General features: G+C 61.1%; 12 protein-coding genes and 1 other RNA gene. 9 read left to right on the plus strand and 4 right to left on the minus strand.

All coding sequences use genetic code 11. The features are described 5' to 3' along the window. Positions 1-45: 45 nt before the first annotated feature. The gene (locus NW804_RS01730) at positions 46-1617 is read left to right on the plus strand and encodes a pentapeptide repeat-containing protein (protein ID WP_414422701.1); all 1572 of its coding nucleotides are present in this window, start codon (positions 46-48) and stop codon (positions 1615-1617) included. Between the two features lie 132 nt (positions 1618-1749). On the opposite strand, the gene NW804_RS01735 is transcribed toward NW804_RS01730, so the two are convergent. Further along, positions 1750-3444 carry an S-layer homology domain-containing protein gene (locus tag NW804_RS01735; protein WP_414422702.1) on the minus strand — a complete coding sequence of 565 codons (1695 nt, stop codon included), beginning with the start codon at positions 3442-3444 and terminating at the stop codon, positions 1750-1752. A gap of 238 nt (positions 3445-3682) precedes the next feature. On the opposite strand from NW804_RS01735, the gene NW804_RS01740 reads away from it, so the two are divergent. After that, positions 3683-3910 (plus strand): indolepyruvate ferredoxin oxidoreductase subunit alpha, encoded by a 228-nt coding sequence (locus NW804_RS01740; RefSeq protein WP_414393171.1) that lies wholly within the window; start codon positions 3683-3685, stop codon positions 3908-3910. Between the two features lie 3 nt (positions 3911-3913). Here NW804_RS01740 and NW804_RS01745 read toward each other — a convergent pair whose 3' ends face one another. After that, positions 3914-4438 (minus strand): hypothetical protein, encoded by a 525-nt coding sequence (locus NW804_RS01745; protein WP_414393172.1) that lies wholly within the window; start codon positions 4436-4438, stop codon positions 3914-3916. 186 nt (positions 4439-4624) lie between these two features. Between NW804_RS01745 and ssrS the strand changes: the two genes are divergently transcribed. Further along, a non-coding RNA gene (gene ssrS / locus NW804_RS01750) (6S RNA) lies at positions 4625-4810 on the plus strand. Between the two features lie 45 nt (positions 4811-4855). On the opposite strand, the gene NW804_RS01755 is transcribed toward ssrS, so the two are convergent. After that, a complete protein-coding gene (locus tag NW804_RS01755) occupies positions 4856-6712 on the minus strand; it encodes a protein kinase domain-containing protein (protein WP_414422703.1) in 1857 nt (618 codons plus the stop codon). 123 nt (positions 6713-6835) lie between these two features. Here NW804_RS01755 and NW804_RS01760 point away from each other — a divergent pair, with 123 nt between their 5' ends. Next, positions 6836-7672, plus strand: coding sequence for an inositol monophosphatase family protein (locus NW804_RS01760; protein ID WP_414411025.1), 837 nt, complete (start codon positions 6836-6838; stop codon positions 7670-7672). On the opposite strand, the gene NW804_RS01765 is transcribed toward NW804_RS01760, so the two are convergent. Continuing rightward, positions 7627-8610: a glycosyltransferase family 2 protein gene (locus NW804_RS01765; RefSeq protein WP_414422704.1), complete on the minus strand. Its 984-nt coding sequence runs from the start codon at positions 8608-8610 to the stop codon at positions 7627-7629. The two genes, NW804_RS01760 and NW804_RS01765, sit on opposite strands and share 46 nt — an antisense overlap. A gap of 154 nt (positions 8611-8764) precedes the next feature. Here NW804_RS01765 and NW804_RS01770 point away from each other — a divergent pair, with 154 nt between their 5' ends. The 5 genes from NW804_RS01770 to NW804_RS01790 all read left to right on the plus strand — a co-directional run bounded on the left by NW804_RS01770 (position 8765) and on the right by NW804_RS01790 (position 12456). Next, positions 8765-9709, plus strand: coding sequence for a leishmanolysin-related zinc metalloendopeptidase (locus NW804_RS01770; RefSeq protein WP_414422705.1), 945 nt, complete (start codon positions 8765-8767; stop codon positions 9707-9709). Between the two features lie 46 nt (positions 9710-9755). Next, positions 9756-10082 (plus strand): hypothetical protein, encoded by a 327-nt coding sequence (locus NW804_RS01775; protein ID WP_414411028.1) that lies wholly within the window; start codon positions 9756-9758, stop codon positions 10080-10082. Positions 10083-10149: 67 nt separating this feature from the next. After that, the gene (locus NW804_RS01780; RefSeq protein ID WP_414411029.1) at positions 10150-10476 is read left to right on the plus strand and encodes a hypothetical protein; all 327 of its coding nucleotides are present in this window, start codon (positions 10150-10152) and stop codon (positions 10474-10476) included. Then, positions 10476-11369 (plus strand): DMT family transporter, encoded by an 894-nt coding sequence (locus NW804_RS01785; RefSeq protein ID WP_414420257.1) that lies wholly within the window; start codon positions 10476-10478, stop codon positions 11367-11369. Before NW804_RS01780 ends, NW804_RS01785 begins: the two co-directional genes overlap by 1 nt. Positions 11370-11373: 4 nt before the next feature. Continuing rightward, entirely contained in the window at positions 11374-12456 is a 1083-nt protein-coding gene (locus tag NW804_RS01790; protein WP_414422706.1) for a glycosyl transferase, read from the plus strand. The last annotated feature ends 20 nt before the right edge of the window (positions 12457-12476 follow it).

Raw genomic sequence — 12476 nt, forward strand, 5'->3', positions numbered from 1 at the left:
TGTGGCTGTTGAGGCCAAGCTAACGTCTAGCCAGGAGGCAGTACGGTGGCGGAAAACTTCAATACTGTTTCGGGCGGACAAGGGCCTGGCGGATTGGATCGAGCCTTGGGTAACCTGGTGGCTACTCGACAAGCCCTGGCCAGTCCGGATCCCCAGGTCCGCATCGAGGCCCTTAAAGAGGCTCTCCACCATGGAGAAGAAGGGGCGCAGCTTCTCATCAAAGCCCTGCACGAAGATGGGGATTGGGAAGTGAAGTTTGCTGCTTGGGAGACACTCCTGAAATCGCTTGATCCCCGGCACGTGCAGGTGGCAAAGGAGTACCAGATCCCCCTGCGACAGGTTGGAGATATTCGAGCGAAGTATGGCGCTAGCGAGCGAGACTTCCGGTGGGCTAATTTGAGGGGGGCCGACCTGAGCAGAGCCAACCTGAGCGGTGCCGACCTGAGGGGGGCCAACCTGAGCAAGGCCAACCTGAGCAGAGCTAAACTAACCTGGGCCAACCTGAGCGGAGCCAACCTGAGTGAGGCCGACTTGAGGGGAGCCAACCTGAGGTGGGCCAAGCTGAGGGGGTCGGCTATTTCTGAAACAACCCGGCTAGATCCCAAGTGGCGGCTGGTTTGGGAAATCGTCAACGGTCAGGCCAGCCTAAAGAATCTATACAGAGCCAACCTGAGCGGTGCCGACCTGAGCGGGGTCAACCTGAGGGAGGCTGATCTGGGTGGGGCTAACCTAAGGGAGGCCAACCTGAGCGGGGCTGACCTGAGCAACGCCAAGCTGAGGGGGTCGGTTATTTCTGAAACGACTCAGCTAGACCCCAAGTGGCGGCTAGTCTGGGAAATCGTCAACGGTCAGGCTAACCTGAAGAACCTAAGTGGAGCCGACCTGAGCAAGGCTGACCTGAGCGGAGCTGACCTGACCAAGGCCAACCTAAGCGAGGCCAATCTGAGCAGAGCAGACTTGAGTGAGGCCAACCTGAGCGGAACCTACCTATGGGGAGCCAACCTAAGGGGGGCCAAGCTGAGCGGGGCTAACTTAAGCGGGGCCAACCTAAGGGAGGCTGACTTGGACAGAGCTGGCCTAAGGAGGTCAGTTGTTTCTGAGACAACCCAGCTAGACACCAAGTGGCGGTTAGTCTGGGAAATCGTCAACAGTCAGGCCGGCCTGAAGAACCTAAGCGGAGCTGACCTGAGCGGGGCCAACTTGAGCGGGAGCAACCTGAGCAGAGCTAGCCTGGGTGAAGCCAACCTATATGGAACCGACCTGCGCGACGCTAACCTAATTGGGGCCGACCTAAGCAGGGCCGATCTGCGCGATGCCGACCTGCGCGGAGCCCATCTGCAAGAAGCTAACCTGGCTGGGGCCGACCTGAGAGGCGCCAACCTAAGAGGTGCCAACCTCACTGGGGCCAACCTGAGCAGAGCTCAGCTCATTGGGGCTGATTTGGACGAGGCTAATTTGAGCCAAGCCAACCTAAGTGGGGCCGACCTGAGCTGGGCCAAGCTGCTGGGCACTCAGCTTAGGGAAGCCAACCTAGCAGGTGCCAGGCTCAATCTTGGATGGGGATGGTTCAAAGATTTGACGGGCACGATTCTTCCCGATGGGACATACCATCCTTGACTTTGTAGCCCCAAGGTCTATGGGGTGTTGGTTGAAAAAGCGGCAAAGGCGTACTAGATCTCCCTGCGTCAGGAATCATGCTGTTTTTAGTTGGCCCCTCCCACACGGGCCAGCCCTAGAGAGATCGCATGGTCAAGGAGCAATGGTAATGGGCGAGGGGCTGGTTTGGATGGCCCTTTGCCCGCCCCGCTCCAAGATTACCTCGATGATGCCGTTGTTAACTGGCTGCATGTTGGAGGGCAGTTGCTGCTGAGTTTCATAGAGGCCCGGTGCCACCTCCCGCATCTCTACCTCGGGAGTTACCCCGACAATACGAAAAGCGGCCCGCCCTCCGGGATCCCCTTGCATTGTTACTCTGAGGATCTCGCCCCTGCGCAGGTTGGTGCTGTTGGTGGTAACGCTGAAAATCCGAGGCGGCCCGGCGACCACAGGCCCAGAAGCCGGCTGAATGGTGGGGCGGGTTCCTTTGGATCCATCGATTGAGAAAGGAAAGATCTCCCGGTACTCCTGGCTGAGGCCGTCTTTGGTAAGCACAACCCGCAAGGTGGGATTGGTGGCCTGGTGGGTGGGAGCCACCACGTAGGTGCCCTCGTAGTGGTGAGGCCGCACCTCCCGCATTGGCTGGTTTAGGGCCAGGTTGCCCAGGTCAAATTGGGCCACTCCTCCTGAGTCTCCCCAGATGGCGATGGTGAGGATATCTCCTTCCACTAGGTCGCGCTGGGGATGCAGGCGAATGGCCGTGATGCGAGGGCCGTGGCTGGCGGCCAGGGGGGTAGGAGGGGCAGGGGCCGGCTGGGGCAGAGGGGTCGAAGGAGGAAACAGCGGCTCGACTCTCGGGGGAGCGACCTTGCCCAAGGCCAACTGGGGGAGCCGCCGCTGAACACGGGTCTCCAGCCCGTTGAGGCTAAGTTGAATGCGGATGTCGGGGCTAAGGGCGCTGTCTTGGGGGCCAAGGGTGTAAACGGCGCGGTAGTAGCCAGGCTGCACCTCCTCCATGGGCAAGCCCCGCACCAGGTCGCCGATATCCACGCTGGCCTTGCCGTTGGGGGTGCCCTGGGCCTCGACCGTCAGGGTTTGCCCTGGCAGCACCACTCCCGCTTCAGGAATGACTCGTGTTTGCAAGATTTCAGGCTGAACGCTTTTGGCCACTGGCGCCGGGGAAGGACGCAGTTGGGCTACTGGAGGCGGCAGAGGCGGCAGCTTTCCGCGATGTACCAGCGCCTGGTGCAGCAGCACTGCTCCTTCACCACGGCTGAGGATCCGGTTGGGCCGCAGCTTGGCGGGATCCGGCACATTCACCAATAGGCCCGCTTCCCCTGCCATAGCCACAAGAGCTCGCCCCACCTCTGGCACCTCAGCAGCGTCGGTGTACAGAGCCATCCAGCGCTCGATGTCAGCCTGGCTGGGAGCAGGCAATCGCAAGGCCCGCACCAGGATGGCTAGAGCTTCTAGGCGGGTGAGATCCCCTTGGGGGCGGAACTCGTTGCCTTCGTAAAGACGCATGGCCCCTGCCTGTAGCACCGCCTGCGCCGTCCAATAGTCAGGGGTATTGGGCTCAAGGTCGCGAATCTCTTGCACCTGCTTGGGGTTGGGCACGTAGCCGAAAAATTCGGTTAACCACCGGGCCAATTCCAGGCGGGTGAGAGGGGCTGACAGTGGCTCCCGGGTCAGCACCAGGTCTGTTTGGCGCTCCAGCGCTGCCACGTAGGCTTCAGTCCAGGCCAGCGAGGCTTGCTGTTGCACACCTTGGGACCAGGTGGGTAGGCTAGCACTCGACCAGGTGAGCACCCAACCTAGGCCTAGCGCCAGGGGCCACGAGCACCGCATGGCTGCCGCTCCCGTTTAATTTGGATTCCCTCAGGGAAAGCTTAGCCCAAACTTCCACCCTCTCTCCCCGCCTTCGCTAGCAGTTGCGGGTGCGCTCTTTGGCGGTGGCTCCCCAAGAATTTACGCTCGTTTTCGCCTAGAATGACAAAGCCATCCGCCATGCAGGGGCAGAGGGCGGACGGACTTGAGGCTAGCTGCCTTGGCCAACAGGACTAAGAAGCGTCCGCGGGAGGGATCCATGCCGCACACCATTGTTACTGACGTTTGCGAAGGCGTTGCCGACTGCGTGGAGGCTTGCCCGGTTGCCTGTATTCACCCTGGGAACGGCAAAAATGCCAAAGGCACCGACTACTTCTGGATCGACTTTGCTGCTTGCATTGACTGTGGCATCTGTCTCCAGGTTTGCCCCGTAGAGGGCGCCATCCTCCCTGAGGAAAGACCGGAGCTGCAACGAGTACCTAGCTAACCTCTAGCCCAGAGAGGCCAAGGCCAAGAGGCCACTGGTCAACCAGTTCAGGGAGAGGATCCCTCCCAGAAAGGCCATCGGGATCAGGCCTACCAAACGCCACCACTCCAGATCCAGGGCCACCGCCGCCGCCCGCACTTGCCAAACCCCGAACCACACCAGGGCCACCAAGCCCAACAGAGATCCGGCAACCCCGCCCAAAGCTTGGGCAGGCCCTAGCAGGAGCCAGGGCAGGCCGGCAAAACCCGTCAGGCAAAGCAGGGCCGCAAAGGAGGGGGCAGCCCGCCCAAAACAAAAGGCCAGGCCCTGCAACAAAGCTGCCAAGCTCACCCAGCCCAGGAATCCCGCCAGGACTGCCAGTACTAGGCTCGGCAGGTTGAACCCGAAGCGGCGAATGGCCTCGAGGAGGTTAAGCAGCGCTACCACCCCAAACGCCTGCCAGAGGACAGGCTGTTGCCGCAGCAAGCGAAAGGTACGTTCTGGCAGGAACCAGGCGCCGTAGATGTTGTCCAACAGAGAACCCAGCATGGCTAGAAGGACGTTTCAATGGGGACATTCCAAAACGGATGCACGCAGAGATTCTCCCCTTTGCGGGAGCTACCTAACCCGCATGCTCCTACCGTACCCCAAAAAGCCACAGAGCAGGGGATCCGAAGAGTGACTTCTTGGTAGGCCCTTGACAGATCCCGCAGGGGAATGGGGTAAGATGGCCAGAGGATACTGAGGCGTTGGTGGCTGCCGTTATGTTTTTGCGATCGATACCCTTTGGCAATTAGGACGGGTGTGGATGTGAGAGTAGTAAGCCAAACTTGGTTTGGAAACTATCAATATCATCCCCGATGTCCTATCGTGGATTTTCCAGGTCGAAAACAACGGTAAAACGGCGCAAACAGTATCCCTAAGGAGGCCCTCAGGAGAGGGCTTTCTTGTTGTTTGGAGTCTTTACTACTTGCGGCACCAATACAAAAGCACAAGAGCGCTAAGGGGACGGGTAGAGGCCAAAAGACCTGCAAGGAGCAGCAACCAGGGGCTCCCAGCAGAGCTAGCCAACAGCAAGCCCATGAGCAAAGCCGCTCCTCCCCCTTCTGCCCCTGCTGCTAAGAGCCAGGCCCAGGCAACTTTCCCCTGTCGAGCCAGTAGGATCCCTTGCAGCCCACCGACGCCAAGACCCACCAGCAAGCCGCGTAGGGGGCTAGCCATCGCTGGGAGGATCCTCTGGATCCAGGGATCGTTCGGATCCAAGACAGGGATCACCCCCTCCACCTGAGGAGCTAGGAGATCTGTTGCCAGCCAACCCACAGCTGTAGCCAGCAGCGTAGCCGCCACCCACCGCCAAGAGACCTGCCGCCGCAGCACTGCCCACTGCAGTAGCCCCGTCATCAGGCCAAGACCAGCCCCAACCACCGCCCCTTGGAGGGATCCGAAAGGAACCAGCAGCGGAGCCAAAGCCGCCAACCCTAGGTAGCCGCCGCCAGCTGCTGCCCCATTGGCCAAAAGCCAAGCCCAGGCCAACCTTCTGCCCCGCCGAGGTGTAGCTGTAGGAAACAGGGTAGGTCTGTGGTCAGAACCCACCTGCTGCTCGACCTCGCGTAGCCCCTGTTCTGCAAAGGGATTGCCCGGTTCCAGCCGCAGCACCCCTTGGTAGTCCATCTGGGCAAGACCCCAATGGCCTTGCCGTTGGTGAGCCAGGCCGCGGTAGAGATAGTAGCGGGCGTCGTTGGGAGTTTTCTGGATTAGCTCGCTGAGGAGGCGGACGGCCTTCTTGTACTCGCCTGCCTCGATCCAATGCACGGCTTGCTGCAGCTTTTTCTCATCTGCCTCCGAGCTGGAGGGAGCCTGTGGAGTCCCTTGCCCGCCAAAGCCCGCGGGGATATGCCGCGGAGAATACACAGCCTGGAGCTCTTGAGCCAGCTCTTCCATAGTGGCGGGGCGAAGGGCAGGGTCTTTCTCCAAACAACGCAGCACCACCTTTTCCAGCGCCTCGGGGATAGGGTGAGGCAGGGGATGGTCTCGCAGGGGACGGGGCTGCTGAAAGTTATGGACGTGGTACCAGCCCTGCAAGGTATCGGTGTCGGGCTCGAAGGGAAGCTTGCCAGTGAGTAACTCGTACAGCACCACCCCCAGGGAGTAGATGTCGGAGCGGGCATCTAGTTTTTCTCCTCGCATTTGCTCCGGGGAGGCGTAGACCATCGTGCCCAGAAAATAGCCCGTCTGCGTCAAGCGGCGAGAGGCTTCTCCCATGAGCTTGGAAATGCCGAAGTCGAGGATTTTGACCCGCTCCTTGCCGTCAGGACCCTTTTGCACGAAGATATTGCTCGGCTTGATGTCGCGGTGGATAACGCCGCGAATGGAGTGTTTGCCTAGATCCATGTGGAAGTTGTGGGCATGGTGCAAGGCTGAGCAAATTTGCAAGGCCAAGTTCACCACCCGCTCAGGAGGCAGAGGGCCCTCTTGCGCCAGCACGGAGTCCAAACCTTGGCCCGTGTAGGGCTTGGCGTTTAGGTACTCCATCACCAGGTAGGGCTGGTTTTGGTACAGGCCGTAGGAGCGTACCTGCACAATGTTGGGGTGCTCCCCCAGCAAAGCACTTACCCTTGCCTCGTCCAGGAAACGCTGCTGCAGTTGCTGGTAGTACTCCGGCCCCATGTCCGGCGGCGGCGGGCGCAGCAACTTGACAGCTACCACCTCGTTGCCAAGCTGGGTATCCACTGCCTCGAACACCTGGCCATACCCCCCCTCACTGATGGGTCGGATCAGCCGGTAGCGGTTGCCAATCAGTTGTCCAATCAGTTGCGGGTTCATGGAGGAGGAAGGCCGGCTGTGGCAGACCTGTCAGCGATTCTAGTCGGCTTGGAGCTGAAGGCGGTCGGGGAAGAGAGGATCTGGCTGATCCTGGGCTACTTAGGCTGCCGCTAGGATTAGAGCATGGAGCTTTCCTCCTTTTGGCGCGAGGTCACCGAGTTTGCCCTCCAGCTGACAGCCCGGGTGGGCTCTCAGCTTCTAGCCGACTTTGGCCAGGCACGCTCCACGGAAAAGGCGGATGGCAGCTTAGTAACCTCTTCCGACAAGTGGGCCGATCGAGCCTTTCAGGAGGCAATTGCCGCTGCTTATCCGGATCACGGCTACTTGAGCGAGGAGTCAAACCACATCTTCCCCGAGACAGAGTGGTGCTGGGTGGTGGATCCCCTCGATGGCACCACCAATTTTGCCCACGGGATCCCCATCTGGGGCAGCTCGCTGGCGTTGCTGCACTGGGGCCTGCCTGTGTTTGGCTGTGTCCATTTGCCACCTATCCGCCAGACTTTTTACGGCTATTGGCCCCAGTTTCCCGGGGATGCCCCAGCAGGGGCTTTCCTCACCCGCCACGACCAGCATCCTGCTTGTCCTCAACCCATCCGCCCCAGCACCGCTCCACCTGGCCCCAACCAACTGTTTAATTTTTGCTCCCGCAGCGGCCATTGGATTAGCCCGGAATTTCCCTGCAAGGCGCGCATGCTAGGGGGAGCTGCCTACAACTTGCTCTTGGTGGCTAGCGGCAGCCTTTTGGGCGCGGTGGAGCGCTCGCCTAAGATCTGGGATGTGGCGGCAGTGTGGGCTATTGCGAAAGGAGCTGGCGCAGTGTGGGAGCCTCTGGGCCCGGCTGACCCGGATCCCGGCCAGCCTTTGAGGGTGGGCAAGGACTATGGCCAGCTGACCTACCCGACGCTCTTGGTGGCTCAGGCCAAGTGGGTGCCGCTGTTTCGCGCCTTTATTTCCCTGTAAGCGGCATAAACTGCTTGCACGTTATACCAGTTGAGAAAGAAAATCCGACACAGCTCTAGGGCCAGTTGGGATTGTCCCTTCTGGATTAGCCAGCGCAGCAGCGGTTCCAGTCGCTTTTCGTTCAACCAGCCCCCCAGCGACAGCAGGCCCCAAAGGATTTGGTGCAGGGGCGTTAGCTGGATCATGAAACGCACCGCCCAGGTGGGGTGTTTTTGGTAGAAAAGGATGCCCATGCGGCCCCGCTGCCGCTCCCGCTCAATGAGCGCTGGAAGTTGCTGCAGCTCAAAGGGGGGGTGCCAGTGGTAGCCAGTGGCCTGGGGACACTTGACCAGCCGCAAACCCAGGCGCTTGAGCCTCACCCCCAGCTCCAGGTCTTCCCAGCCATAGAGGTGAAACCGCTCGTCGAAGGGGCCGGCGGGGGTTTCGCAGACCTGCTCTAGCCAGTGGCGGGCAATAGCCACATTGCCGGTGGCAAAAAAAGCGGCCGAAAAGTCGGTGAGCTTGAAAGGCTCGGAGCGGGGATCCTGGAAGTTGCAGGTGTTGATTACCCGCCCGTAGGTGAAGACCTTGGCTTCGTGGGGCGAGTTGGGATTGCCGGTAACCCCATGCCGCCGCAGCATCTGGGCATGGGCGGCCAGGAAGTGATCCACCACCACTAGGTCGCTATCGATGAAGACGATGATGGATCCCTGGGCGTGGCGAAACCCCAGGTTGCGAGCTGCAGCAGGGCCGCGGTGCTCTTGGCACAAGAGTTTCAGGGGCGGCAAGGCCGGCGGCTGGCTCTGCAGCCATTCCACCGTCCCGTCGGTGGAGCCGTCGTCTACCACCACCACCTCGTAGCCGTCGTAGGGGCCGGGCTGCTGTTGCGCCAAGGCTCGCAGACACTGCTGCAAGATGGGAAGGCGGTTGTAGGTGGGAATGATGACGCTGATGTACACCGAGGATCCCTAGCGCTGCAGCCAATGTTAGCGTTTCGGAGGCTTTTTGACGGCCAGCCCAGCTATGGTTGTTCAAAAGAAGAGGGCGAAGCATTTCCTGGGGCTGCGGCAACTTGGGCGCCGAACCTGGAGCCTGCGCCTGCTCGGATTCCTCATGGCTGTGCTGCTACTGCTCCTCAAAGCGTGCGGGGGAAGAGGGGGTTTCTCTTCCCTAGAAGCCCTTCCTCCTCCAACTCTGCCTTCGCCAACAGTTGCCCCTGTTCCCCAGTTCACCATTGACGTTCGTTTCCCCGACAACAGCCTCACTCCCAGCCAACAAGCCATTGTCCGCAGCGCGGCCTTGAGGTGGCAGGAGATCATCATCGAGGATCAGCCGGATCTGCCGCCTACCACCATCCGGGCCGACGAGTGCGATGCGGGGTTTCCCAGCACCCCCCTTGATTTCCCCATCGACGATCTGCTGGTGGAGGTGCGGGCGAGAAACCTGGGCAACGAGCGGATTTTAGGGGGAGCCGCTCCCTGTTTTGTGCGGGCCTCCAATGGCCTGCCTTTCTACTCCGTTGTTGTGTTCAACAGCCAAAACCTCTCGGCTTTGGAAGAGCGGGGGGATCTGCCCATCACCGCCCTGCATGAGCTGGGCCATGCCCTTGGCTTTTTGCCCAGTGTCTGGAATCCCAAGGGGCTGACAGTGGGCTTGGTGGGGCGGGATCAGCCGACGCCGCCGGGCTATGACCCCCGCTTTATCGGCCCGCGGGCAGTTGAGGCTTTCTCCACGCTAGGAGGCAATGCCCCTTCTGTGCCGCTGGAGAACCAATTTGGGGTGGGATCCCGCGATTCCCACTGGCGGGAGAGTGTCTTGGGCCGCGAGCTGATGACCAGCCGTCTCGACCGGGGCGTGCCCAATCCCTTGAGCATCCTCACGGTGGGAGCCATGGCGGATATCGGCTACAAGGTCAATCCGGCAGCAGCCGATAGCTTTGAGCTAGGGCGCAGCCGGGTCATCTTGGAACCGCTGGAACCCTTGGAGCTGCAGGAGCTGGAGCTGGCCCTACCCCTACGGCGCTTTGACGCCACTGGCAGAGAGGTGGGGGATCCCTGAGTCTAAGAACATTTACCCATAGCCAAGATGCTCGTTCCTCTCAATAATGAGTGCTAAGTTGCATAGCTTTACCTCTTTTTCGCAATTGGCTATGGGCATTCTCAAAAAGCTGTTTGGTGGTCTTTTTTCCTTCTTTGGCATCCTCTTCGGCGGCCTAGTGGATTTCATTACCGGGCCTTTTCGCCCGGCCTCAACCCAGCCGGCAGCTTCCTCCAAGCCTGCCCCAACGGCTGCGCCTGCTAAGCCTAAGGTGGTGGTCGAGAAGCCGTTTGTGCCCAACGAGATCCCGGCTCCGCGTCCCAACCGTCGCCCCGGCCCAGCTTTGGATTCATTCCGCGCCATGGCCCAAGAGATCCTCTCGGCGCGGGCCTAGGTTGCCCGACTTTGTGAGGAGCAGCCCGTAAGATGGAGGTGGCTCTGGATCCTAGAGACTGCTCCCTATGTCAGAGCAAGAACGGCTGAAACAGCTTGAGCTTGAACTGGAGCAGGCGACTGCGGCCGCTGCCAAGTTGCGGAGCTCGTCCCAGGACAAAGCTGCCCTTTGGGCTTGGGTTGGGAGGTGGGGGCGCCCCCTGCTGCCGGTTCTGGTCATCCTGGGCTGTATCCTGCTGGTTGGGCTAGTCTTTCGGGTGTTCGTCACCCTTCTCAGGTGGGCGGTGGTGGCGGGGCTGGGCTACCTGCTCTACGCCTGGGTGGTGGCACCGCGGTTGGGCCTTTCCACCAAAGCGAAGCCGAAGCCGGAGGATCGAGATCTCGACAGCTTCTAATGCCCAGGGATCCCCGCCGAGCCTATGCCTATCTGGCGGCAGCCATCTTGGGTTGGGCCACGGCAGCCAGCGCCTTTAAGTTTGGCTTGCAACACCTTGCGCCGACGGCCTTGCTGATTCTTTCGGCGGGCAGCTCCTGCCTAATCTTGGGGATGGCTCTGGTGGTAACAGGGCGGGCGCATCTTGTTGCCCAACAGAAGGGATCCCAGCTTGCCCTGTCGGCGTTGCAGGGGCTGCTTAACCCGTTTGGCTACTACGGGGTGCTCTTCCAGGCTTACGATCGCCTCTCGGCCCAGGCGGCGCTGGCTTTGAACTACACCTGGCCGCTGGTGTTGGCTCTCTTGGCGGTGCCGCTGTTGGGGGAGCGCCTGCGCGGGCGGCTACTGCTGGCCTTGGGAACAAGCCTGCTGGGGGTGGTGCTGGTGGCCACGGGGGGATCCTGGGGCACCTTGCAGGTGGAGGATCCCTGGGGAGTGGTGCTGGCAGTGGGCAGCGCCGCTATTTGGGCTCTCTACTGGCTGCTCAATGTGCGGGATGGACGGGATGCCCTGCTGAAGCTGTTCATGGGATTTCTCTTCGGCAGCGGCTACTGTCTGCTACTGTTGCCGTTTCAGGAGCTGAGGTGGACAATGGCAGGGCTGGGCTGGGCGGCCTACATCGGCTTGGCGGAGATGGGCCTGACTTTTGTGTTCTGGTTGCGGGCGCTGGAGCTAGCGAACGAGCGGGGATCCCTGGCCAATTGGGTCTATGTAACACCCTTCTTGTCGCTGGGGCTGATTGCGGTGCTGTTGCGGGAGCAGATCGCTCCCGGCTCCGTGCTGGGCCTAGTTCTCATCTTGGCCAGCAACCTCTGGGTCTCCTGGCGGGAAAGACCTCAGCCTGTTCTTTCCTGAGGCTATGGCAGTGAAGCCGGTCCCTCTGTATGTGGCGGCAACGGCCCATGGGTTTGGGCACGTCACCCGCCTGGCGGCGGTGGTAAACGCTTTGCGGCGGCGGGATCCCAATGTCCTGCCCATTTGGGTGACACCAGCCCCCCGCTGGCTCCTGGAGCGCTATGTGGAGGGGCCGTTTCTCCATCGACAGCGGGCCCTGGATGTAGGCGTGGTGCAGCCCGATGGTCTGCAGGCAGATCTGCCGGCTACGTTAGCTGCCCTCAAGACGTTCAAAGCCGGGGCTGAGGCACTGATTCAGGAAGAAGCGGAGTTCATTCGCGCCCAGGGGATACCCTTGGTGTTGGCGGACGTGCCGCCGCTGGCTGCAGCAATTGCCCAGGCCGCCGGGATCCCCTGCTGGATGGCGAGCAACTTCGGCTGGGACTTTATCTATCAAGAGTATGGCCCCCAGTTCCAGCCTTTTGTGGTCTGGATCCGCGAGCTGTACGGGCGGTGCCAGCGGCTGTTTCGCCTGCCCTTTGCCGAGCCCATGGGCGCCTTTCCCTGCCAAGAGGCAGTAGGGCTGACGGGGTCGGATCCGCGCTACTTGGCAGAGGAGGTGGCCCAGCGCCTGGGGCTAGAGCGAGAGCGACCCACGGTTTTGTTGACCTTTGGCGGGCTGGGGCTGCAGGGCTTGCCCTACGGGCGGCTGGAGGATTTTCCCGACTGGCAGTTTCTCACCTTTGACCAGCAGGCTCCTGCCTTGCCCAACCTGCGAGTCCTAGACGGTCAAGTGTGGCGGCCAGTGGATGTGATGCCCCTCTGCCGCTGGGTGGTGTCCAAGCCGGGCTATGGCACCTTGGCAGAGGCACTGCGCTGTGGCACGCCCATGGCCTGTGTCAACCGCTTTGGGTTTGCCGAGTCGCCCCTATTGGTGGAGGGATTGCGGCGCTACGGCTGGCATCGCATCCTCTCTGCCGAGGAGTTTTTCGAGGGATCCTGGGACTTCTTGCGGGATCCCCCTCACCCTCCCCAGGCGCCGGAGGGGCTGGATCGCGGGGGCAATGAGGCCATTGCCGGCGCTATTGCGGCCTTCCTGGGGCAGTAGCATAAGAAGCAGCTTCCTAG

This window comes from Synechococcus sp. WC10meta (assembly GCF_047461475.1).

Excerpts from the sequence above, each read along its gene's own strand:
- NW804_RS01755 (WP_414422703.1), bottom strand. The coding sequence starts at position 6,712 with ATGAACCCGCAACTGATTGGACAACTGATTGGCAACCGCTACCGGCTG.
- NW804_RS01770 (WP_414422705.1), top strand. The coding sequence starts at position 8,765 with ATGGCTGTGCTGCTACTGCTCCTCAAAGCGTGCGGGGGAAGAGGGGGT.
- NW804_RS01760 (WP_414411025.1), top strand. The coding sequence starts at position 6,836 with ATGGAGCTTTCCTCCTTTTGGCGCGAGGTCACCGAGTTTGCCCTCCAG.
- NW804_RS01780 (WP_414411029.1), top strand. The coding sequence starts at position 10,150 with ATGTCAGAGCAAGAACGGCTGAAACAGCTTGAGCTTGAACTGGAGCAG.
- NW804_RS01740 (WP_414393171.1), top strand. The coding sequence starts at position 3,683 with ATGCCGCACACCATTGTTACTGACGTTTGCGAAGGCGTTGCCGACTGC.
- NW804_RS01785 (WP_414420257.1), top strand. The coding sequence starts at position 10,476 with ATGCCCAGGGATCCCCGCCGAGCCTATGCCTATCTGGCGGCAGCCATC.
- NW804_RS01745 (WP_414393172.1), bottom strand. The coding sequence starts at position 4,438 with ATGCTGGGTTCTCTGTTGGACAACATCTACGGCGCCTGGTTCCTGCCA.
- NW804_RS01735 (WP_414422702.1), bottom strand. The coding sequence starts at position 3,444 with ATGCGGTGCTCGTGGCCCCTGGCGCTAGGCCTAGGTTGGGTGCTCACC.
- NW804_RS01790 (WP_414422706.1), top strand. The coding sequence starts at position 11,374 with ATGGCAGTGAAGCCGGTCCCTCTGTATGTGGCGGCAACGGCCCATGGG.
- NW804_RS01775 (WP_414411028.1), top strand. The coding sequence starts at position 9,756 with ATGAGTGCTAAGTTGCATAGCTTTACCTCTTTTTCGCAATTGGCTATG.